Source organism: Citrobacter sp. R-1.5.2, from assembly GCF_035064245.1.
Lineage (GTDB): Bacteria > Pseudomonadota > Gammaproteobacteria > Enterobacterales > Enterobacteriaceae > Citrobacter.
Genome location: NZ_JASEYC010000017.1, coordinates 66,010 through 88,707, shown reverse-complemented (window position 1 = coordinate 88,707; position 22,698 = coordinate 66,010). Strand labels below are relative to the sequence as shown.

Here is a 22,698-nt window from a genome sequence, read left to right as displayed (position 1 = left end):
AGCGATACAGCCTGGCGTCCCTATTCTTTATCTTTTGAGTCCATAAACTATGAGAAGATCAAAACGATTCGAAGTCCTTGCAAAGCGTCCTGTAAATCAGGATGGGCTTATTGGCGAATGGCCGGAAGAAGGGCTGATCGCCATGGAAAGTCCCTACGATCCGGCCTCTTCTGTGAAGGTGGAGAAGGGTCGTATTGTTGAACTGGACGGCAAGAGCCGCGCACAGTTCGACATGATTGACCGCTTTATTGCCGACTACGCGATAAACGTGGCTGAAACCGAGCGCGCCATGCAGCTCGACGCTTTGGCGATCGCCAGAATGCTGGTAGATATCCACGTCAGTCGCGAAGAGATCATTGCCATTACCACCGCTATCACCCCGGCGAAAGCAGTGGAGGTGATGGCGAAAATGAACGTGGTAGAGATGATGATGGCGCTGCAAAAAATGCGCGCCCGACGCACGCCCTCCAACCAGTGTCACGTGACCAACCTGAAAGATAATCCGGTGCAGATTGCCGCCGATGCCGCTGAAGCGGGGATTCGTGGTTTTTCAGAACAGGAAACGACGGTCGGGATTGCCCGCTATGCGCCGTTTAACGCCCTGGCGCTGTTGGTCGGTTCTCAGTGCGGTCGTCCTGGCGTGCTGACACAATGTTCCGTTGAAGAGGCTACTGAGCTGGAGCTGGGAATGCGCGGGTTAACCAGCTACGCCGAAACGGTGTCGGTCTACGGAACGGAATCGGTATTCACTGACGGCGACGATACGCCGTGGTCAAAAGCGTTTCTCGCCTCGGCCTATGCGTCCCGCGGGCTGAAGATGCGCTATACCTCCGGTACCGGTTCGGAAGCCTTGATGGGCTATTCCGAGAGTAAATCGATGTTGTACCTGGAATCCCGCTGCATTTTCATTACCAAGGGCGCGGGTGTGCAGGGGCTGCAAAACGGGGCGGTCAGTTGTATCGGGATGACGGGTGCAGTGCCGTCGGGTATTCGCGCGGTGCTGGCGGAAAACCTGATTGCGTCGATGCTCGACCTTGAAGTGGCCTCGGCCAATGACCAGACCTTCTCACACTCCGATATTCGCCGTACCGCCCGCACCCTGATGCAGATGCTGCCCGGCACCGACTTTATCTTCTCTGGCTATAGCGCCGTCCCCAACTACGACAACATGTTTGCCGGTTCTAACTTCGATGCTGAAGACTTCGATGATTACAACATACTGCAACGTGACCTGATGGTTGACGGTGGCCTGCGCCCGGTAACCGAAGAAGAAACCATCGCCATCCGTAACAAAGCGGCGCGGGCTATTCAGGCGGTATTCCGCGAACTGGGGCTGCCGACAATCAGTGATGAGGAAGTGGAGGCTGCCACCTATGCTCACGGCAGCAAAGACATGCCTGCGCGCAATGTGGTGGAAGATCTGGCGGCAGTGGAAGAGATGATGAAGCGCAACATTACCGGGCTGGATATCGTCGGGGCGCTAAGCGGTAGCGGATTCGAAGATATCGCCAGCAATATTCTCAATATGTTGAGACAGCGTGTGACCGGTGATTACCTGCAAACATCGGCCATTCTGGATCGCCAGTTCGACGTGGTCAGCGCCGTGAACGACATCAATGATTATCAGGGACCCGGCACCGGCTATCGCATCAGTGCCGAACGCTGGGCGGAAATTAAAAATATTGCGGGCGTGGTTCAGCCCAGCTCGATTGAATAAGGCGGTACACCGTGGAATGCACAACTGAACGTAAGCCCGTTTTTACCTTGCAGGTCAGTGAAGGCGAGGCGGCAAAAGCAGACGATCGCGCTGACGAAGTGGTGATTGGCGTCGGACCGGCCTTTGGCAAGCACCAGCATAAAACCCTGATTGATATGCCGCACAACGCGATTCTGAAAGAGTTGGTGGCGGGGATTGAAGAAGAGGGACTGCATGCGCGAGTGGTGAGAATTCTGCGCACCTCGGATGTCTCTTTTATGGCGTGGGATGCGGCGAACCTCAGTGGCTCCGGCATCGGGATTGGTATTCAGTCAAAGGGAACCACGGTTATCCATCAGCGTGATTTGCTGCCCCTGAGTAACCTTGAACTCTTCTCTCAGGCCCCGCTGCTGACGCTGGAAACGTATCGTCAGATTGGAAAGAACGCTGCGCGCTATGCACGCAAAGAGTCGCCCTCGCCGGTTCCGGTGGTCAATGACCAGATGGTGCGCCCCAAATTTATGGCCAAAGCCGCGTTGTTTCACATTAAAGAAACCAAGCATGTGGTGCAGGATGCTGCGCCTGTCACGCTGCATATTGCATTAGTAAGGGAATGACCATGAACGACAACATCATGACCGCGCAGGATTATCCTTTAGCTACCCGCTGCCCGGAGAAAATCCTGACCCCCACCGGGAAACCATTAACCGATATCACCCTTGAGAATGTGCTGGCGGGACATGTAGGGCCGCAGGATGTGCGTATTTCCCAGCAAACGCTGGAGTATCAGGCGCAGATTGCCGAACAGATGCACCGTCATGCCGTGGCGCGCAACTTCCGTCGGGCGGCGGAACTGATTGCCATCCCGGATACCCGCATTCTGGAAATCTACAACGCACTACGTCCGTTTCGCTCTTCATTCGCGGAGCTACAGGCGATCGCTGATGAGCTGGAACATACCTGGCACGCGACGGTAAACGCCGGATTTGTGCGCGAGTCGGCAGAGGTGTATCAGCAGAGAAACAAGCTGCGTAAAGGCAGCCAGTGACGGAGGGAATATGCCGTTAATTGCAGGGATTGATATCGGCAATGCCACCACGGAAGTGGCGTTGGCGCAGCATGGCCGGTTTATCGCCAGCGGGATTGTCGCGACCACGGGCATGAAAGGAACGCGGGACAATATTGCCGGGGTGGTCGCTTCCCTGCAGCAGGCGCTGGAAAAAACGCCATGGTCGCTTAAAGATGTGGCGAAAATCTGTATCAATGAGGCCGCACCGGTCATTGGTGATGTGGCGATGGAAACGATCACCGAAACCATCATTACTGAATCGACGATGATTGGTCATAACCCACAAACGCCCGGCGGCGTTGGCGTGGGAATGGGAACCACCATTGCAGTGGAGAAGCTGGCGGCATTGAGCGAGGATCGGTTTGCCCAGGGCTGGATCCCATTGGTGGGTGAGGAAATGGATTTCCTCGAAGCCGTTTGGCTCATCAACGACGCGTTGGATCGCGGCGTGAACGTGGTGGCGGCGATCCTGAAAAAAGATGATGGCGTGCTGGTGAACAATCGTCTGCAGCGAACTATGCCGGTGGTTGATGAAGTCACGTTGCTGGAAAAAGTGCCGGAGGGGGTGTTGGCGGCGGTCGAAGTCGCGGCCGCGGGCCAGGTTGTTCGGGCGCTGTCTAACCCCTACGGCATTGCCACGTTCTTTGCCCTGACGCCGGAGGAAACGCAAACCATCGTCCCTATTGCCAGGGCGCTGATTGGTAACCGCTCCGCCGTGGTGCTGAAAACACCGCAGGGTGATGTGCGCTCAAGGGTGATCCCGGCGGGTAAGATTTTTATCCGCGGAGAAAGGCGCGGCGGCGAGGCTGACGTGGCGCAAGGGGCGCAGGCTATTATGCAGGCGATGAGCGCCTGTGCGCCTGTATGTGACATTCGCGGTGAAGCGGGAACGCATGCAGGCGGTATGCTGGAACGCGTGCGTAAGGTGATGGCTTCGCTGTCCGGGCATGATATGAACGCGGTGCATATTCAGGATTTGCTGGCAGTTGATACGTTTATTCCTCGTAAGGTGCAGGGCGGCATCGCCGGGGAGTGTTCGATGGAAAATGCTGTCGGCATTGCGGCGATGGTGAAATCCGATCGTTTACAAATGCAGGTCATTGCCAGCGAGCTGAGCGCGCGATTAAACACCTCTGTTGAAGTGGGGGGTGTAGAGGCCAATATGGCCGTGACTGGCGCGTTAACGACGCCTGGATGTGCTGCGCCGCTGGCGATCCTCGATTTAGGCGCTGGTTCCACTGATGCAGCCATCATCAATAGCGAAGGTGCAGTAAAGGCGGTACATCTGGCCGGCGCGGGGAATATGGTCAGCCTGTTGATTCAGACGGAACTGGGTCTGAGCGATCCGTTTCTGGCCGAGGAAATAAAAAAATACCCGCTGGCGAAAGTAGAGAGCCTGTTCAGTATTCGTCATGAGAACGGTGCGGTGGAGTTTTTCCGCGAACCACTCAGCCCGTCGGTGTTTGCCAAAGTGGTGTATCTGAAAGACGGCGAGCTGATCCCCGTGGATAACCAGACTTCGCTGGAAAAAATTCGTCTGGTGCGACGTCAAGCTAAGGAGAAGGTCTTCGTGACCAACTGCCTGCGTGCATTGCGCCAGGTGTCACCTGGTGGTTCCATCCGTGATATCACTTTTGTCGTGCTGGTGGGGGGGTCATCGCTGGATTTTGAAATTCCGCAGATGATCACCGACGCGTTGGCGCATTACGGTGTCGTCGCGGGACAGGGCAATATCCGGGGGACCGAAGGGCCGCGTAATGCGGTGGCTACTGGCCTGGTTTTAGCCGGGGAAGCAAAAAAATAGCGCAGAAAACAGCCGCCGCAAGCGTTTAGCTGAGGGGTAAATCAAATAAAGGCAACGTTCTCTTTGATATCCCGACTGAGTTGGGTACATAGTATAAATGTGTCTCTCACGTGGTTAATTTTAAGGATAAGAGCATGCCAACAGCAATTGAGAAAGCATTGGATTTTATTGGTGGTATGAACACCTCAGTGTCAGTACCCCATTCAATGGACGAAAGTACCGCTAAGGGAATCTTAAAGTATTTGCATGACTTAGGTGTGCCAGCGAGTCCGGAAGTTGTGATGGCACGGGGTGAGCAGGAGGGATGGAATCCCGAGTTCACGAAAAAAGTGGCCGGATGGGCAGAAAAAGTTGCCTCCGGTAACCGTATCCTTATCAAGAATCCAGAGTATTTTTCGACCTATATGCAGGAGCAGCTCAAAGAACTCGTGTGAGCTGACTATCGAATAAAACGCTAACGGACGTTTCCATCTTCGGGATGGCAGCGTCCAAAAGCGCTGCCCCGACTCTGATTAATCCCGATAGCCAACCTGGTGCGTTTAAAACGCGTGGCTAACTCTATATCTTAAGAATAACCACGTTTTTATTATCTGGTTCACCTCTGACGATCTCCATTTCATTAAATACGCCATTTCGTTTTGTCTTTCTGGGCAAAATAAAAATATGAACATAATCAGATCAGCGGTGCCTGCGAAATCATTGTGATCGCAGCGCAACCTACTCTGGGCGGCGTCTGCTCACCAACACGAAGTGTGTTTTTATACTTTCCCGACTGGAATCATCGTTTTTTTATGAATGTGTCACTATAGCTAAAAGCCTCAATGACGAATCTCTCATTATTCAGCCATTCGTTACCCCAGGAATATATCTATGTCTGCTAAAACGCTGTATGAAAAATTAGTTGAATCGCATACCGTTCGGGAACTTGATAACGAAGGGCATGTTTTACTTTATATCGATCGTTCGATACTCAATGAATATACCAGTCCACAAGCATTTAGCGGGTTAAGGGAACAGGGACGGCCGGTGCGGCATCCGGAAGCCTTTCTGCTGAATGTTGATCATGTTAATCCCACCCGACCTCAGCGCGATATGCTGATGACGGATCCCGGCGGTCAGTTACAGGTTGATTATTTTCGGGAAAATGCCGCTGATTTTGGTATCACGTTATTTGATGTGCTGGACCCACGACAAGGGATAGAACATGTCGTTGCCCACGAGCAAGGGCTGGTCATGCCCGGAATGGTGATTGCGGCTGGCGACAGCCATACCACCACTTACGGTGCGTTCGGCGCTCTGGGATTTGGTATCGGTACGTCGGAAATCGAACACCTGCTGGCTACTCAGACGCTGGTGTATCGTAAGCTGAAAACCTTGCGTGTCAGCGTTAAGGGTGAATTACCTTTTGGTTGTTCTGCAAAAGATATCGTTCTTGCATTACTCGAACGTACTGGCGCAGATGGTGCGACAGGATATGCCATCGAATTCGACGGTGAAACAATCAGTGCCCTGAGTGTTGAGGGGCGAATGACGCTTTGCAATATGGCTGTGGAGGCAGGGGCTCGCGGTGCGATTATTGCGCCGGATGCAAAGGTTTTTGACTATATCTACGGGAAGCCGCAAATGCCCGCAGGTGAACTCTGGCAACTGGCATTGCAGGAGTGGTCGCAGTTGTGTAGTGATGCAGATGCGGTTTTTGATAAGACCGTGACGATCGACTGTCTCGATCTTGAGCCTAAAGTGACCTGGGGGATCAGCCCGGATCAAACCTGTGCGATCACCGGCTATGTTCCATCCCCGGAACATGAAACGCATCCACTTAAACGTCTCGCGCTTGAGAAAGCTCTCCAGTATATGGATCTGCTGCCCGGTACGCCGGTGAGTGACATTCGTATTTCGCACGCTTTTATTGGCTCATGCACGAATGGCCGCATTGAAGATCTGCGGGCCGTCGCGAAAGTCGTGGCAGGACGCAAAATTGCCAGCCATGTGCGCGGGATTATTGTGCCCGGTTCAACGCAGGTCCGGTGTCAGGCGGAAGAAGAGGGGCTGGCGAAAATCTTCATTGACGCTGGTTTTGAATGGCGTCAGTCGGGTTGCTCAATGTGCCTTGCGATGAACGAGGACGTGCTGGCAACAGGCGATCGCTGCGCATCGGGTACGAACCGTAATTTCCCTGGGCGACAGGGCGCAGGGGCAAGAACGCATTTAATGAGCCCGGCGATGGTCGCGGCAGCAGCGGTAGCAGGGCATCTGGTCGATGTTCGGACATTACTTCAGGCGGGGGAATGAGATGGATACGTTTAAGCAAATTAGCGGGCGAATTGCGCCAATGCTGGAACCGAACATCGACACCGATGTGATTATGCCGAAACAGTTCCTGAAAGGGATCGATCGTCAGGGGTTGAATAAAGGGGTGTTTTTCGATCGTCGTTTCCTGGGCAATGGTCAGCCTAATCCTGATTTTATTCTCAATATGCCTGGCTGGCAGGACGCGACATTTTTGCTGGTCGGCCCCAACTTTGGCTGCGGATCGAGCCGCGAACATGCCGTTTGGGGATTAAAACAGTTGGGCATCCGGGCGCTGTTAGGTTCCACTTTCGCCGGGATTTTTGATGACAACTGCCAGCGCAACGGGATCCTGACAATCTCTTTGGATGACGCGTCTCTGGCTCGTCTGGCACAGTTGGCCACGAAGGCTGACAGCAATCTGATTACGGTTTCTCTTGAACGCTGCGAGATTGTGACAGCAGATGAAACACTTCCTTTTGTTATTAGTGAACTCAAACGAGAGATGTTGGCCGCTGGCGAAGATGCGATTACCTGGACGCTGCAATATCTGCCAGAGATTGAAAATTTTGAGACGCAGCATTACGCGCGTCGCCCATGGTTAAAGCGTCCGGTATCCGCACGTGGCTAAGAAAAGAGATGGCGATGAGACGGGGCAAAGTCGGGCAAGCAAAGAACGCAGGAGACAGTGATGAGTACAGTTATTGAATGCGGCGCTTCTCCGTTCATTCCTGGGTTTGCATTAAAGGATGTACGGCTGCCAAATGGTTTAACCATCCGGGTCGCCATCGGAGGAAACGGTTCACCGTTGGTGCTCTTACATGGCCATCCGCAGAACCACATCACATGGCGTAAAGTCGCGCCGGAATTGGCGAAAAGCCACACGGTGATTTTGCCGGATTTGCGGGGCTATGGAGACAGCGACAAACCAGTGAGTGATCCGGCGCATCGTACTTATTCAAAGCGTATGATGGCGCAGGATATTGTCATGCTGATGGAGATTCTGGGTTATCCGCGGTTCGCTTTTGTCGGGCATGATCGTGGAGGACGGGTTGGACATCGGCTGGCCCTTGATTATCCTGACAGTGTGACGTGTTGCACGTTCATCGACATAGCCCCGACAGCTACAATGTACGCATTAACCAATAAGGCGTTTGCCACGCGCTATTTTTGGTGGTTTTTCCTGATCCAACCTTTTCCATTACCGGAAACAATGATCGCGCACGATCCGGCATTTTTTCTGCGTAAGCATATTGCAGGTCAGTTGAAAACTGCGGGGGCGACATCAGAAGATGCGTTCAATGAATACCTGCGCTGTTACCAAAATCCAGAGATGATCCATGCGGTCTGCGAAGATTATCGTGCCGCGGCATCGATTGATCTTGAAGACGATGCTGTGGATGCGTCTGCGCGTATTGAGTGTCCGCTACTGTTGCTATGGGGGGCTCAGGGTACGGTAGGGCAGTTGTATGATGTGGTGGACACCTGGAGAGAAAAAGCGATGCGCGTGCAGGGAGAAGCATTGCCTTGCGGGCATTCTCCGCAAGAGGAGATCCCAGAGATCTTCATGCAGAAACTGCAGTCATTTTTGCGATCGGTGTTATAACATTGTCATTTTCCGTCATCTCGCTGCGATGTTATGAAAACGACGCCTGTAGGTAAAAAGCATCGCCAGCCCCTTGAGGGCTGGCCTTCTGTTGAAGATCTTTTCGTTTTTGTCACCGTTGCCCGCAACGGTGGATTTGCCCGGGCTGCGCTGGAGCTGGGGCTATCCCCCTCCTATATCAGCAAACGCATCGCTATCCTTGAAAAATGCCTCAACGTCCGGCTTTTTTTCCGTAATAACAGAGTGATGCGTCTCACACCGGAAGGCGAAAATGCGCTGGATGGGGCGATGCAGGTCGTCAGTGAAATGGATGGCTTTGTCAGTCGTCTGGATAATCAACGTGGCGTGCTGGCAGGTAATATCACCCTCAACTGCTCATTTGGTTTTGGGCATAAATATGTCGCAGAGGCGCTGTCGTCATTTATGATCGCCTACCCTGATATCACGGTAAAACTCACGCTAACGGATCGTGAAGTGGATCTTGTGGAGGAGGGCGTCGATATTGAGATTCGTGTTGGGGATGACATCAATGAATTGTATATCGCACGGCAGTTGGCCACTAATCGCCGGATCCTTTGTGCTTCCCCTGAGTATCTCGAACGCCACGGTAACCCGGAGTCTGTGAGTGCGCTTGTGCAACATGATTGCCTGATGATTCAGGAAAAAAACTCGGCATTTGGCAACTGGATATTAACGGATGGCGGGCAGCAGACACATTGCCGGCTAAACGGTTTTCATTCTTCCAACAGTGGCAGCGTGGTGCTCATTTGGGCACTGAAAGGTCATGGCATTACATTGCGGTCGGAATGGGATGTTGCGCAGTATCTTGAACGCGGTGAACTGGTTCACGTGTTGCCCCAGTGGTATCAGGAAGCGAATATCTGGGCTGTATATACCCGGCGTTCATCAAGCTCTGATCGTATCAAAACCTGCATCGATTTCCTCACTGAACATCTTGCGCAATGCTTGCCAGGCGGCAAAGCACCGGACGTGTTGTGAGCAGTTGAGGGGAAGGTTAATATCGGCCAGATGGCATTAGCTGAAATGCATAAACACTGGGGGTAACTTATGGGAGGCATAATCGGTACTAAAAAGGACCTGCGATTTCTCGCAAGTCCTTGAAATTTGGTGGCCCCTGCTGGACTTGAACCAGCGACCAAGCGATTATGAGTCGCCTGCTCTAACCACTGAGCTAAGGGGCCGTGGCGGTGGATTATAAAGTAACTCCGCGTTGCAATCCAGACATAAGCGTACGGATGCTGTTTTTATAAACAATGTATTTTCAGTCCGTTATACTTGTTCCCTGATGTATTGTGTGGAGTGAATATGGTTAAGGACATACTGGCGCCGGGGCTGCGGGTGGTTTTTTGCGGCATCAATCCGGGGCTGTCTTCTGCGGGAACCGGCTTCCCATTCGCGCATCCGGCTAACCGCTTCTGGAAGGTTATCCATCAGGCGGGATTTACTGAACGCCAGCTAAAGCCGGAAGAGGCGCAACACCTACTGGATTTCCGCTGTGGCGTCACCAAATTCGTCGACAGGCCAACGGTGCAAGCCAATGAGGTAAAGCTACAGGAGATGCGTAGCGGTGGCCGTAAGCTCATTGAGAAGATAGAAGAGTTCCAACCCGCAGCGCTCGCAATCCTCGGGAAACAGGCATTTGAGCAGGGGTTCAGTCAACGTGGCGCGCAGTGGGGGAAACAGACACTGACGATTGGTGCGACGCAGATTTGGGTATTGCCGAACCCCAGTGGGTTAAGCCGTATTACGCTGGATAAGTTAGTGGAGGCGTATCGGGAAGTGGATGTGGCGTTAAAGGCGCGCGGCTTGTAGGGTGGATAAGTGAAGCTGCCATCCGGAAGAACCCGCGCAAATTGCCGGATGGCGGCGTAAACGCCTTATCCGGCCTACGGGTAGCCCGGCCAAGCGTAGCGCCGCCGGGAATGCTTAGATTGACAGGCGAAAAAAAAGCTCCCATGAGGGAGCTTTTTCACGTTTTAAACCTTGAGATTAATCGTCGAGGAAGCTGCGCAGTACTTCAGAACGGCTCGGGTGACGCAGTTTACGCAACGCCTTCGCTTCGATCTGACGGATACGTTCGCGGGTAACGTCGAACTGTTTACCGACTTCTTCCAGCGTGTGGTCGGTGTTCATATCGATACCGAAACGCATACGCAGAACTTTCGCTTCACGCGCTGTAAGCCCAGCCAGAACGTCGTGCGTTGCAGCACGCAGGCTCTCGGTGGTGGCAGAGTCCAGCGGCAGCTCGAGGGTGGTATCCTCGATGAAATCACCCAGATGCGAATCTTCATCGTCGCCGATCGGCGTTTCCATGGAGATAGGCTCTTTCGCGATCTTCAGCACTTTACGGATCTTGTCTTCCGGCATCAGCATACGTTCAGCCAGTTCTTCCGGCGTTGGTTCGCGACCCATCTCTTGCAGCATCTGGCGGGAGATACGGTTGAGCTTGTTGATGGTCTCAATCATATGTACCGGGATACGGATGGTACGCGCCTGATCCGCGATCGAACGGGTGATCGCCTGACGGATCCACCAGGTTGCATAGGTGGAGAACTTGTAACCACGACGGTATTCAAACTTATCAACCGCTTTCATCAGACCGATGTTGCCTTCCTGAATCAGATCCAGGAACTGCAGACCACGGTTGGTGTATTTCTTCGCGATGGAGATAACCAGACGTAAGTTTGCTTCAACCATCTCTTTTTTCGCACGGCGGGCTTTCGCTTCACCGATGGACATACGACGGTTGATGTCTTTAACCTGCTCGATGGTCAGGCCGGTTTCTTCTTCAATTTGCTGCAGTTTCTGCAGGCCGCGGTGAACATCATCTGCCACATCGTGCAGTTTTTCAGACCACGGTTTGTTCATCGCGATTGCCGCGTTGAACCAGGTTTCGCTGGTTTCGTTGCCGGTGAACAGAGTGATGAAGTTCTTCTTCGGCATTTTGCACTGCTCAACGCAGAGCTTCATGATCAGACGTTCCTGAGTACGCACGCGGTCCATCATGACGCGCATGCTGTTGACCAGGTAGTCGAACTGTTTTGGCACCAGGCGGAACTGCTTGAATACTTCAGACAGCTTCTGAATTTCTTCCTGCGCGGCTGCATGGCTGCGGCCTTTCGCTTTGATCGTGTCGCGGGTGATTTCGTACTGAGTACGCAGTTCACCGAATTTCTCGCGCGCTAATTCAGGGTCGATGCTGTTGTCGTCGTCGCTGCTGTCGTCGTCGCCGTCTTCTTCATCTTCGTCTTCGTCATCATCCATCTCTTCCTGAGAAAGTTCAGAGCCGACGTGGGTCGCGGTTGGCGCCATGTCTTCTTCTGCGTTCGGATCGACAAAGCCGGTTATCAGATCGGAAAGACGTGCTTCTTCAGCTTCTACGCGATCGTATTGCTCAAGCAGATAGGTGATGGCTTCCGGGTATTCGGCAACGGAGCATTGAACCTGGTTAATCCCGTCTTCGATGCGCTTAGCGATGTCAATTTCGCCTTCACGGGTTAACAGTTCAACGGTACCCATTTCACGCATGTACATGCGGACCGGGTCAGTTGTACGGCCGATTTCGGACTCAACGCTGGACAGAACCTGGGCAGCCGCTTCTTCCGCGTCTTCATCGGTGCTGTTGGAGGTTTCAGCAAGCAGCAGATCATCGGCATCCGGTGCTTCTTCCATCACCTGAATACCCATGTCATTGATCATTTGGATGATGTCTTCGATTTGATCTGAATCGACGATATCTTCCGGCAGATGGTCATTGACCTCGGCATAGGTCAGATAGCCTTGCTCCTTACCACGTTGGACAAGAAGCTTCAGCTGTGACTGCGGGTTTTGCTCCATAAGACGGTATCCACACTTAATTCGTTTGATTGGTGTTGGGCGGTAAAACCGCCAACGGCAAAACGAGGGCATACTTATATTTTGCCGCTGCCTCTCCGTGCGGCTGTCGGGGGCTTCCCGATCGATATTCGGCAGTTAAGCCGTTAAATACTTCATCTTTCACGTTGTCTCTGCGTTAGCTGCGTTCGTTACTCGGCTCATCCTGAGCCTCGCCCCTTACGGGGCCGCCGCAAGCAGCGTTCAAATCCGCTCCCGGCGGATTTGTCATCCTGGTCATGTACTTATGTACACTCCCAGGCGTTCGTTCACTTGCTGCCTTGATACAACGCGAATGATTTTGTCTTTGTTTTGTCTTTCTCTTATTTCTTGGCCAGTTCCTGGTTCAGCGTCCAGAGCTCCCGGCGTTCTTCGCTGCTTAAACCGTGTGTGCGCTCACGAGCTATCAACTCTTCCTGGCGCAGTTCAAGCATCGAATCAAACATATGGTTGAGTGAGTCGGTGAAGGTTTTTTCTGCGATATCTTTATCTGCTATATCGTCCCACATCGACAGTTTTTCAAGGGTCGCCGCATCATTTGTACCGCGATAGTGCTCTAAAAGTTGTCCGGTGGTCAGACCTGGCTGAGACAGACAAGTGTTGACCAGTTCTCTGAATAAGCCAAGTCCAGGTAGCTTATTTTGATCCAGAGCGCCTAACGACGGAACCAGCGGGGCCAAATCCGGGTTTTGCACCAGTAACCCTATAAGTATACGCATGGTCGTACGTTTTAGCTGTGGAACAGGGCGGGAAGCCCCATTTTCTGCCAGTTTTGGCATTAAACGTTCAAGCTGGCTGTCATCCAGGATGCCGAGCTTGTTCCCTAACTCCTGTCGCAGATAAATGCGCAACGTTTCGCCCGGTACCTGAGTAATCAGCGGCAATGCCAGCGTGCTGAGCTGTGCGCGTCCGTCCGGGGTACTCAAATCGACCTGCGGTAACAGGCTGTTAAATAAAAACGCGGAGAGCGGCAGCGCCTGCTCCATCCGGGCTTCAAAGGCCTCTTTCCCTTCTTTACGCACCAGCGTATCGGGGTCTTCGCCGTCAGGTAAAAACATAAAACGTAGCTGGCGGCCGTCTGTCATATAAGGCAGTGCGGTTTCCAGCGCGCGCCATGCTGCGTCGCGCCCGGCGCGGTCGCCGTCGTAGCAGCAGATGACGTTGTTCGTTGCACGGAACAACAGCTGAATGTGATCGGCGGTGGTTGACGTCCCAAGGGATGCCACGGCGTAGTTAATGCCGTACTGTGCCAGGGCGACCACATCCATATAGCCTTCGACCACTAACAGACGCTGCGGATCGGCGTTATCCTGTTGGGCTTCATAAAGGCCATACAACTGACGGCCTTTATGGAAAATATCGGTTTCCGGGGAGTTCAGGTACTTCGGCAGGGCATCGCCCAGCACACGTCCACCAAAACCAATGACCCGACCACGTTTATCACGAATGGGGAACATCACCCGTTCGCGGAAGCGATCGTAACTGCGTCCTTGATCGTTGGTGACCAACATTCCCGCGTCGATCAGCGATTTGCGATTCTCGGGATTGCCGCCAAACCGCTTCAGGACGTTGTCCCAACCAGGGGGCGCAAAACCAATGGCAAAACGGGTGATAACGTCGCTACTTAATCCTCGCTTTTCCAGGTACTGGCGCGCAGGGGTAGCGGCGGGTTGCATCAAAGACTGTTGATAAAAAGTGTTCAGGCCGTCCATCAATTGATAAAGACTTTGCCGTTGATGGCGCTCTATCTGACTGGGGCCACTGCCTGCTTCATAGGGCACTTCTAAGTTGTGCATTGCGGCCAGTTCTTCGACGGTTTCCACGAACTCGAGCTTGTCGTAGTTCATGAGAAAGTCGACGGCGTTGCCGTGTGCACCACACCCAAAGCAGTGATAAAACTGTTTTTCACCGTTTACGGTGAAAGAGGGGGTTTTTTCGTTATGGAACGGACAGCACGCGTGATAATTTTTGCCCTGCTTTTTCAGCTTTACCCGCGCGTCGATGAGATCGACGATGTCGGTTCTTGCCAGCAGGTCATTGATAAAAACGCGAGGAATTCGTCCAGCCATAAGCCCCTGTTTTTTGATGACTCATATACACAAAATCATTCAGGATGCATCAAGGCGGCAAGGAAGCGAATCCTCAGGAGCGTACAGCAGTACGTGACTGGGGTGAGCGACTGCAGCCAACACTGAGGCAGCTTGAATGATGACGTGTATAAACGAAAATAAGCCGCGCATTCCTTCCGGAAGCACGGCCTTACAACTACAACTCAGTCTGAATTGAGAGCGTTGGCTCTCAATGGATTAGTACAGACGAGTACGGCGTGCGTTTTCGCGAGCCAGTTTCTTCGCGTGACGTTTCACAGCAGAAGCTTTAGCGCGCTTACGTTCGGTAGTCGGTTTTTCATAGAACTCACGACGACGAACTTCCGCCAGAACACCTGCTTTTTCGCATGAACGCTTGAAGCGACGCAGTGCTACGTCGAACGGCTCGTTTTCACGTACTTTAATTACCGGCATGTAACTCTCACCTTTAATAAATTCGGTTTGCCGCTGGCATCAACGCCAGCTTATTTCAAAATGGTGCGGAATTTTACTGCAATTGCTGCTGCTTTGTAAAGCACCGACGCGATTTTGAAAGGGACTTTTATAAGGACAAGGAGTATACACGAGCGGAACTCCTGGGGCGAACAAAGTTTTACATCAACCCGCATTGGTCCTACACTGCGCGGTAATAGAGCGAGGTAAAACAAGTCATGCGTGTATTGGGCATTGAAACATCCTGCGATGAAACCGGCATCGCCATTTACGACGATGAAAAAGGTCTTTTAGCCAACCAATTGTATAGTCAGGTGAAATTACATGCTGACTACGGCGGCGTGGTGCCAGAACTGGCTTCGCGCGATCATGTGCGTAAGACCGTACCGCTGATCCAGGCCGCGCTGAAAGAGGCGGGACTGACGGCCAAAGAGATTGACGCGGTAGCCTATACCGCAGGTCCTGGTCTGGTTGGTGCGCTGTTGGTCGGCGCAACTGTGGGGCGTTCGCTGGCATTTGCCTGGGGCGTTCCAGCAATTCCAGTACACCACATGGAAGGCCATCTGTTAGCCCCAATGCTGGAAGAGAATCCGCCTGCATTCCCGTTTGTCGCGCTGCTGGTCTCCGGCGGTCATACACAGCTGATTAGCGTCACCGGAATTGGCCAGTATGAACTGCTGGGCGAATCGATTGATGATGCGGCAGGTGAAGCATTCGATAAAACAGCCAAGCTGCTGGGGCTGGATTATCCTGGCGGTCCAATGCTGTCAAAATTGGCATCACAGGGCGTCGAAAAGCGTTTTGTCTTCCCGCGCCCGATGACCGACCGTCCAGGGCTGGATTTCAGCTTCTCTGGTCTGAAAACGTTTGCTGCAAATACCATTCGTAATAACGAAAATGACGATCAGACCCGCGCAGATATCGCCCGAGCCTTTGAAGATGCGGTGGTCGATACGCTGATGATCAAGTGCAAGCGCGCACTGGATCAAACCGGTTTTAAACGTCTGGTGATGGCGGGGGGCGTCAGTGCGAACCGTACGCTGCGTGCAAAACTGGCCGAGATGATGCAAAAACGCCGTGGCGAAGTGTTCTACGCGCGTCCGGAATTTTGCACCGACAACGGGGCAATGATCGCCTATGCCGGCATGGTGCGTTTTAAAGCGGGCGCGACAGCCGATCTTGGCGTGACGGTGCGTCCACGCTGGCCGCTGGCGGAATTACCAGCAGCATAAGCACACAATAATCGTAGGCCCGGTAAGCGTAGCGCCACCGGGCAATACGCTACATCCGCAGCATTCCCTTCTCTTCCAGAAACGCGATAATTGTTTCCAGACCCTCTCCGGATTTTAAGTTGCTGAACGTCCATGGCCGCTCGCCGCGCATGCGCAGGGTATCGCGTTCCATAACCTCCAGCGAGGCACCGACGTAGGGCGCCAGATCGGTTTTGTTGATCACCAGAAAATCAGACTTTGTGATCCCCGGCCCACCTTTGCGCGGGATCTTTTCGCCCTCGGCAACGTCGATCACGTAGATCGTCAGGTCGGCCAGTTCCGGACTAAAGGTGGCGCTCAGGTTATCGCCGCCGCTTTCCACGAAGATCAGATCCAGATTACCGAATTTGTCGCTCAGTGCTTCTACGGCCGCCAGGTTCATTGACGCATCTTCACGGATTGCGGTATGTGGACAGCCGCCGGTTTCCACGCCGACAATCCGTTCAGGCTCCAGTGCGCCAGCCTCGGTGAGAATGCGCTGATCTTCTTTGGTGTAGATATCGTTGGTCACGACGGCAAGTTGCCAGGTGTTGCGCATGGCTTTGCATAATGCCTCCAATAGCGCGGTTTTTCCGGAACCTACTGGGCCGCCTACGCCCACGCGCAGGGGATGTTTGTGTGTATTCATGTTTTCTCCTCAGGAGCGGAATAGTCGGGAATATTGCGTTTCGTGCCGGGCAGAGGCGATGGCGGCCAGTGGCGTAGAGGAGCCGAGACCAATGTCAGGGCAAGCCAGTGCCTGTGCCAGACCCTGCGCATAGCGATCGCAAAGCGAGATAATCAAGCGCTGCGCCGCCTGCTGACCAAAGGGAACCAGTTTGACGCCGGCCATCACCGCACTTTCAATCCAGCTGTAGCCGAAGCTTAACGCCAGCTCTGTCAGCGGGATTTTCCAGCGTACGCCCAGCCAGGCCATGCCGCAGAGCTGGCTTTCACTAAAGAGCGCACGCCATTGCGGGGAACAATCGGGCTCCCAGTCGGTGACCAGGCGCGTAAAAGCGGCGCCCCGACTGCGTTCTTCATCCCGCAGTTCGCGGGTTTCCCGGCAGGCCAATAACCAGGCCGTCCAGCGATGTGCCGCCGTAAGATCGTCCTGTTCGCAGGCACGATAAAGTCTTGCCAGTAGCGGCAGGTCGACGGTAAAAAAGTTCTGTTCCATCTGCTGGATTTGCCAGTCAGAGAAGTCATCGACGTTTGTCACCCAGCCGATCTCGACCGCCCACTCCAGGCCCTGGGACCAGGTAAACGCCCCGACCGGTAAACTGCCGCTGGCGAGTTGCATCAGGCGCAGCTGTTGGGTGTTATGCATCAGTGCGCATGACCGTGATGATGGCCGTGTGACTCGCTGGCATAAGCGCCTGCTTCCGGTTCAAACGGCAATTGGGCGAACGTGACCTCAAGGTTGAATTGGCGCAGCATATCGTCCAGCACATGATCGTGGTGGTAGCGCAATTCAGTGGGCAGGATTTGCAGAGGAACGTGGCGGTTGCCGAGGTGATAACAGGCTTTAGCGAGCAGGAAAGGATCGGCGCAGCGCACGACAGAAACCGACTCCGGCGCGGCGATGACTTCGATGACTTCGCTGCCTTCGTCGTTGGTCAGCAGATCGCCACCGCGCAACAGTAAGCCTCGCGGTAGCATCAGCCCGGCTTCGCGGCCGTCGTTCAACGCGACTCTGGCGCGACTTTTTACCCGAACATCAATGGGTAGCGTGACGCTTGCAGTGACAGGATGGGCGTGGTTAAGGCGTTGGGTCAGGTAGATCATCATCACTCCTTAAAACAGGAAATAGCGTTGCGCCATCGGCAACACATCTGCCGGTTCGCTGGTGATAAGTTCGCCATCAATACGCACCTCGTAGGTTTGGGCATCGACGGTGATATTGGGCTGTAGGCTGTTGTGGAGCATGTCGGCTTTTTTCACCGTCCGGCACCCCTTAACGACAGCGATGGCACTTTGCAGATTGAGCTGTAGCGGGAGGCTTAGCGCATCAGCAGCCTGAGAGATAAATGTCAGACGACTGTGATGCCGCGCCGCGCCAAGCGCGCCAAACATCATGCGGTAATGCACCGGCTGCGGGGTCGGGATCGAGGCGTTGATATCGCCCATCGGCGCGCAGGCAATCATCCCGCCCTTAACGATCGTTGCCGGTTTTACGCCAAAGAATGCCGGTGACCACAGCACCAGGTCAGCCAGTTTGCCAGGCTCAATGGAACCAACTTCGTGGGCGATACCGTGGGTCAGCGCCGGGTTGATGGTGTATTTGGCGATATAGCGTTTAACGCGTTGGTTATCGTTATCGCCGGTTTCTTCCGCCAGCGGACCGCGCTGGACCTTCATGCGGTGCGCCACTTGCCAGGTACGCAGGATCACTTCACCCACACGCCCCATGGCCTGAGAATCAGATGAGGTCAGGGAAAATGCGCCAATATCGTGCAGCACATCTTCGGCGGCGATTGTTTCCCGACGAATACGCGATTCGGCAAAAGCCACGTCCTCGGCGATATCCGGGTCGAGGTGGTGGCAGACCATTAACATATCGAGGTGCTCGTCGATGGTGTTGACGGTGTAAGGCAGCGTTGGGTTGGTAGAAGAGGGCAGTATATTAGCGTGTGCGCAGGCGGTGATGATGTCCGGCGCATGTCCACCACCCGCCCCTTCGGTGTGGAAGGTATGAATAGTGCGATCGCCAATTGCCGCCAGCGTATCTTCGACGAAGCCAGACTCATTCAACGTGTCGCTGTGCAACGCGACCTGAATGTCCATTTCATCGGCGACGGTCAGTGCGCAGTCGATAGCCGCCGGGGTGGCACCCCAGTCTTCGTGGATCTTCAGGCCAATTGCCCCCGCAGCGACTTGTTCGCGTAACGTGTCGGGATTCGATCCATTGCCCTTGCCCAACAGACCGATATTGACCGGCAGCGCATCAGCCGCCTGGAGCATACGGGCGATATACCATGGACCTGGCGTACAGGTGGTGGCATGGGTTCCTGCTGCCGGTCCCGTGCCGCCGCCGATCATTGTCGTCACGCCGGATACCAGTGCTTCTTGCGCCTGCTGCGGGCAGATCCAGTGAATATGGGTGTCCACACCGCCGGCGGTGACGATCTTACCTTCTCCGGCGATCGCTTCCGTGCCAACGCCGACAGGGATCGTGACGTCAGGTTGAATGTCCGGGTTACCTGCTTTACCAATGGCGAAGATCCTGCCGTTCTTGATGCCAATATCCGCTTTAACGATCCCCCAGTGATCGACGATCAGCGCGTTGGTTATCACCAGATCCACACACGCTTGCGCGCGCATTTGACCCTGTCCCATACCGTCGCGGATCACTTTTCCGCCGCCGAATTTGACCTCTTCGCCGTAGGTGGTGAAGTCTTTTTCTACTTCGATCCACAGTTCCGTATCTGCCAGCCGTACTTTATCGCCGGTTGTCGGGCCAAACATGTCAACGTAAGCCTGCCGGGACAGTTCATTCATTGTCTGCCTCCAGTGCACCCATAACTTCACCGCGAAAACCCACGATCCGTTGTGCACCGGCCACACGCACCAGTTCGACTTCCCGTTTTTGTCCGGGTTCGAAACGTACTGCGGTACCCGCAGCAATATTCAGGCGAAAACCACGTGCGGACTGACGGTTAAAATGTAGCGCCGGATTGACTTCGTAAAAGTGATAGTGCGATCCCACCTGGATGGGGCGGTCGCCATGGTTTTCCACTACGATCGTGCGGGTTGTCCGGCCCGGATTGATCGCGATAGTTCCCGTTGAGATCTGATATTCACCAGGGATCATTGCTGCTCCTTAAACGATCGGGGTATGGACGGTGACCAGTTTAGAACCGTCCGGAAACGTGGCTTCTACCTGAATATCCGGGATCATCTCCGGAACGCCTTCCATCACTTGATCGCGGGTGAGAACGTGGCGACCGTCTTCCATCAGCGAGGCAACAGTTTTGCCATCGCGCGCCCCTTCCATGATGAAAGCGCTAATCAGCGCCACAGATTCCGGGTAGTTCAGCTTTAGCCCGCGGGCCAGGCGACGCTCCGCCACCAACGCAGCGGTAAACAGCAACAGCTTGTCTTTTTCTCGGGGGGTCAGTTCCATAAGGGTTCTCTTAGGTTTGCCAGATTCGCGGGAGTACGGGAGATTTCTGCGTAAGCAGTGGGCGTAGGAATTGCCAGATATCGCGCATCACGCGCTGAACGACCAGGTTGTCATCTGCCAGAAAACGTAGCGTAAGCAACGCGTCGTTAAGCGTGGCACCGGCGTAATTTCCCAATGGTGTGAGCCGTTCGCGTACACCTTCCAGCATATTTTCGTTCGCCGGGTAGCACAGCAGCGTGCCGACCCAGGGAAGCTGAGCAATGCTGCTCAAGTCTCCACCCTGCAACTTCAGGCGTTCTATCAGGAGCGGTTGTCCGTCCCGCCATACTTCCAGACGGTTCTGTAGCGTGCCGTGACTGAACGTTTCCTGCAGTACCGGTCGTCCGAGACACAAGAGATCCCAGGCAAACAGATGACTTTCATGTGTCAGGTGAAAGACTGACTGGAGAGTGGCATTGGCGCCGGGAAAAAGGATTGTGTCCTGCGGTAGCCACTCCAGCGTGGCGTGTGGGGCAAGGGTAAAATGCTGGCGTAGCTGGGCCTGCGGTCCACGGCTACGATAGAACTTGCCCGCACCGGGCATGGTTATTAAGGCATGGCTGTGTTCGCTGAGTGAAACGGAAATATGCAACTCGTCACCGCCGACAATGCCGCCGGGAGGATGAAGTAAATAGAGATGACAGACGTCGTTTTCCGGGTAAAACGGGCGCTGGACCGTTAACGGGCCGTGATGACGCGACGAGGCAAGCACCGTTTTGTGTGTGGTGCGGGTAAACTGCAGATCCAGTTCGGCCTGCCAGCCTCGTGTATGTGTCTCGTGCGCAACCGTATCCAGAGCGTTTCCCTTATCGGCATGAGGGTATTTGCATACAAAAAAGTATGCCTCAGCGCAGTGGGAAAAGGGTCATATGAGAAGCTTATGGAAAAAAGGGGCGACAATACGCCGCCCCAATGGGGTTTACAGTAAAACGAGGGGCATCCAGACCAGACCGGTTATCACCAGCAGCACGAGGAAGATCAGGCCGAAAATGGCACCTAATCGCCAGTAATCTACCGTCGGTAAATAGCCGCTACCGTAGTAGATAGGGCTTGGGCCGGTTGCATAGGGGGTCAGAATGCTGCCCAGACCAATCGCCGCCCCCACCATCAGGCAAAAGACTGGTAATGGGATAGCGGGCATCGCCAGCGCGGCGGCAATCATCATCGGCGCCAGTGCCGAGGTGTATGCCGTGGCGCTGGCAAAGAAGTAGCGCAGCAGATAAAACACCACGATCAGTGCCACCATCACCATCATTGGCGAGTAACCGCTTAGCCCGTTTGCCAGCAGCTTGCCGAACCAGGTAATAAAACCGGTGTTATTGAGCCCGGTGGCGAGCGTTATCAGCGAGGCCAGCCAGAAAAAGACGTTCCACGCGGCTTTATTACTGACGATGTCATCCCAACTGATGATGCGCAGCACCAGCATGAGTGCCACCACGCTGTAACCGACCATTGCAGCATCGATATAGTCACCGCCGAAGATCCACAGCACCAGCGCGCCAACCATCAGCACCAGCATCTTTTTCTCACGTGCGCACAGCGGTCCCATTGTTTTTAGCTCGGTGTCTGCCCAGCGCGGTACCTGGTCGCCGGATTTCAGCACCGGTGGGTACAACACGTACGCCAGCCAGGGCACGATCAATACCAGCAAAATGCTCAGCGGCAGCATCCCTAAGAACCAGTCGCCCCAGCTTAGCGCCGTGTGAGATGCACCTTTCATCAGACCGATTAGCAGCAGGTTTGGTGCCATCGCCGTTAAGAAAATAGCGCTGGTAACGCAATCAGCGACAATCCCCATCCACATAATGTAAGAGCCGATGGAGCGGGCGCTGGGATCATTGGGCTGTGAGTTATACAGCGGCGGCAGGTTGCGGATGATCGGATAGATAATCCCGGCACCACGCGCAGAGTTAGAGGGCGTGACAGGAGCAAGGATCAGCTCAGAGAACATCACCGCGTAGCCGAGAAACAACGTACGGTGCCCCATCTTTTTCACTAACATCAACGCGATACGTCGACCCAGTCCGGTTTTCTCATAGCCGGTGCCAAACATAAAGGCCGCGAAAATCAGCCAGATAACCGAGTTAGAAAAACCCGATACTGCCCATGACAGCGATTTGGCAGTAAATTTAAAACCGTCCTGCGCGAGTTGTTCAGGGCTGAACAGGATCCACGGCGACAGTACCGCGATAATCGAAATACCTATCATCGCGACTACCGCACCCGGTACAGGTTCCAGAATGAGCCCGACAATCACACCGGTAAAGACGGCAAAATAGAGCCAGGTGTGGCTCTCAAGACCGGTGGGAACGGGCAGAACAGCAATAATGGCGATAACCACCAGCGGAGCCAGGTATCGCCACCAACCAGCTAAAGGTGCCATTG

General features: G+C 54.1%; 22 protein-coding genes and 1 tRNA gene. 11 read left to right on the top strand and 12 right to left on the bottom strand.

Annotated elements, in window-relative coordinates; genetic code table 11:
* The first annotated feature begins 49 nt into the window (after positions 1–49).
* The 9 genes from QMN38_RS22515 (at position 50) to QMN38_RS22475 (ending at position 9,463) form a co-directional block, all read left to right on the top strand.
* On the top strand, positions 50–1,717 hold the full coding sequence (locus QMN38_RS22515; protein WP_271442458.1) for a propanediol/glycerol family dehydratase large subunit: 1,668 nt from the start codon (positions 50–52) through the stop codon (positions 1,715–1,717).
* A gap of 11 nt (positions 1,718–1,728) precedes the next feature.
* Positions 1,729–2,313, top strand: coding sequence for a propanediol/glycerol family dehydratase medium subunit (locus QMN38_RS22510; RefSeq protein ID WP_040230555.1), 585 nt, complete (start codon positions 1,729–1,731; stop codon positions 2,311–2,313).
* Between the two features lie 2 nt (positions 2,314–2,315).
* On the top strand, positions 2,316–2,744 hold the full coding sequence (locus tag QMN38_RS22505) for a diol dehydratase small subunit (protein ID WP_202037706.1): 429 nt from the start codon (positions 2,316–2,318) through the stop codon (positions 2,742–2,744).
* Positions 2,745–2,754: 10 nt separating this feature from the next.
* Complete coding sequence (locus QMN38_RS22500) at positions 2,755–4,569, top strand: diol dehydratase reactivase subunit alpha (protein ID WP_323606072.1); 1,815 nt, start codon at positions 2,755–2,757, stop codon at positions 4,567–4,569.
* A gap of 110 nt (positions 4,570–4,679) precedes the next feature.
* The gene (locus QMN38_RS22495) at positions 4,680–5,003 is read left to right on the top strand and encodes a DUF1889 family protein (RefSeq protein WP_071887391.1); all 324 of its coding nucleotides are present in this window, start codon (positions 4,680–4,682) and stop codon (positions 5,001–5,003) included.
* A 436-nt stretch (positions 5,004–5,439) separates the two neighbouring features.
* Positions 5,440–6,861, top strand: coding sequence for a 3-isopropylmalate dehydratase large subunit (gene leuC / locus QMN38_RS22490; protein WP_323606071.1), 1,422 nt, complete (start codon positions 5,440–5,442; stop codon positions 6,859–6,861).
* 1 nt (position 6,862) lies between these two features.
* Positions 6,863–7,489, top strand: coding sequence for a 3-isopropylmalate dehydratase small subunit (leuD, locus tag QMN38_RS22485; RefSeq protein ID WP_271442463.1), 627 nt, complete (start codon positions 6,863–6,865; stop codon positions 7,487–7,489).
* 60 nt (positions 7,490–7,549) lie between these two features.
* Entirely contained in the window at positions 7,550–8,464 is a 915-nt protein-coding gene (locus QMN38_RS22480; protein ID WP_271456688.1) for an alpha/beta fold hydrolase, read from the top strand.
* Between the two features lie 33 nt (positions 8,465–8,497).
* The gene (locus QMN38_RS22475) at positions 8,498–9,463 is read left to right on the top strand and encodes a LysR family transcriptional regulator (RefSeq protein ID WP_323606067.1); all 966 of its coding nucleotides are present in this window, start codon (positions 8,498–8,500) and stop codon (positions 9,461–9,463) included.
* Positions 9,464–9,590: 127 nt separating this feature from the next.
* Here the strand turns inward: QMN38_RS22475 and QMN38_RS22470 are convergent.
* Positions 9,591–9,666, bottom strand: a tRNA-Ile gene (locus QMN38_RS22470).
* A gap of 124 nt (positions 9,667–9,790) precedes the next feature.
* Between QMN38_RS22470 and mug the strand changes: the two genes are divergently transcribed.
* Positions 9,791–10,297 carry a G/U mismatch-specific DNA glycosylase gene (mug, locus tag QMN38_RS22465; RefSeq protein ID WP_323606065.1) on the top strand — a complete coding sequence of 169 codons (507 nt, stop codon included), beginning with the start codon at positions 9,791–9,793 and terminating at the stop codon, positions 10,295–10,297.
* 177 nt (positions 10,298–10,474) lie between these two features.
* Here mug and rpoD read toward each other — a convergent pair whose 3' ends face one another.
* From rpoD to rpsU, 3 genes are all read right to left on the bottom strand, one after another.
* Positions 10,475–12,322 (bottom strand): RNA polymerase sigma factor RpoD, encoded by a 1,848-nt coding sequence (rpoD, locus tag QMN38_RS22460; RefSeq protein ID WP_003024699.1) that lies wholly within the window; start codon positions 12,320–12,322, stop codon positions 10,475–10,477.
* Between the two features lie 359 nt (positions 12,323–12,681).
* Complete coding sequence (dnaG, locus tag QMN38_RS22455; RefSeq protein ID WP_271441552.1) at positions 12,682–14,427, bottom strand: DNA primase; 1,746 nt, start codon at positions 14,425–14,427, stop codon at positions 12,682–12,684.
* A gap of 237 nt (positions 14,428–14,664) precedes the next feature.
* Positions 14,665–14,880, bottom strand: a complete 216-nt coding sequence (gene rpsU, locus QMN38_RS22450) for a 30S ribosomal protein S21 (RefSeq protein ID WP_001144069.1) — start codon at positions 14,878–14,880, stop codon at positions 14,665–14,667.
* Between the two features lie 236 nt (positions 14,881–15,116).
* Between rpsU and tsaD the strand changes: the two genes are divergently transcribed.
* The gene (gene tsaD / locus QMN38_RS22445) at positions 15,117–16,130 is read left to right on the top strand and encodes a tRNA (adenosine(37)-N6)-threonylcarbamoyltransferase complex transferase subunit TsaD (RefSeq protein ID WP_038633989.1); all 1,014 of its coding nucleotides are present in this window, start codon (positions 15,117–15,119) and stop codon (positions 16,128–16,130) included.
* 49 nt (positions 16,131–16,179) lie between these two features.
* Here tsaD and ureG read toward each other — a convergent pair whose 3' ends face one another.
* The 8 genes from ureG to QMN38_RS22405 all read right to left on the bottom strand — a co-directional run bounded on the left by ureG (position 16,180) and on the right by QMN38_RS22405 (position 22,696).
* The gene (ureG, locus tag QMN38_RS22440) at positions 16,180–16,797 is read right to left on the bottom strand and encodes an urease accessory protein UreG (protein WP_271454311.1); all 618 of its coding nucleotides are present in this window, start codon (positions 16,795–16,797) and stop codon (positions 16,180–16,182) included.
* A 9-nt stretch (positions 16,798–16,806) separates the two neighbouring features.
* Positions 16,807–17,478 carry an urease accessory protein UreF gene (locus QMN38_RS22435; protein WP_271449660.1) on the bottom strand — a complete coding sequence of 224 codons (672 nt, stop codon included), beginning with the start codon at positions 17,476–17,478 and terminating at the stop codon, positions 16,807–16,809.
* Positions 17,478–17,936 carry an urease accessory protein UreE gene (gene ureE / locus QMN38_RS22430; protein ID WP_271454322.1) on the bottom strand — a complete coding sequence of 153 codons (459 nt, stop codon included), beginning with the start codon at positions 17,934–17,936 and terminating at the stop codon, positions 17,478–17,480. The genes QMN38_RS22435 and ureE overlap by 1 nt, the downstream gene beginning before the upstream one ends.
* Before the next feature lie 9 nt (positions 17,937–17,945).
* On the bottom strand, positions 17,946–19,649 hold the full coding sequence (gene ureC / locus QMN38_RS22425; protein WP_323606060.1) for an urease subunit alpha: 1,704 nt from the start codon (positions 19,647–19,649) through the stop codon (positions 17,946–17,948).
* Complete coding sequence (locus QMN38_RS22420; RefSeq protein ID WP_271441557.1) at positions 19,642–19,962, bottom strand: urease subunit beta; 321 nt, start codon at positions 19,960–19,962, stop codon at positions 19,642–19,644. The genes ureC and QMN38_RS22420 overlap by 8 nt, the downstream gene beginning before the upstream one ends.
* Before the next feature lie 9 nt (positions 19,963–19,971).
* Positions 19,972–20,274 (bottom strand): urease subunit gamma, encoded by a 303-nt coding sequence (locus tag QMN38_RS22415; protein ID WP_137382538.1) that lies wholly within the window; start codon positions 20,272–20,274, stop codon positions 19,972–19,974.
* A gap of 10 nt (positions 20,275–20,284) precedes the next feature.
* Entirely contained in the window at positions 20,285–21,109 is an 825-nt protein-coding gene (locus tag QMN38_RS22410) for an urease accessory protein UreD (protein ID WP_323606093.1), read from the bottom strand.
* Positions 21,110–21,232: 123 nt separating this feature from the next.
* Positions 21,233–22,696 (bottom strand): anion permease, encoded by a 1,464-nt coding sequence (locus QMN38_RS22405; protein WP_271441558.1) that lies wholly within the window; start codon positions 22,694–22,696, stop codon positions 21,233–21,235.
* Positions 22,697–22,698 lie beyond the last annotated feature (2 nt).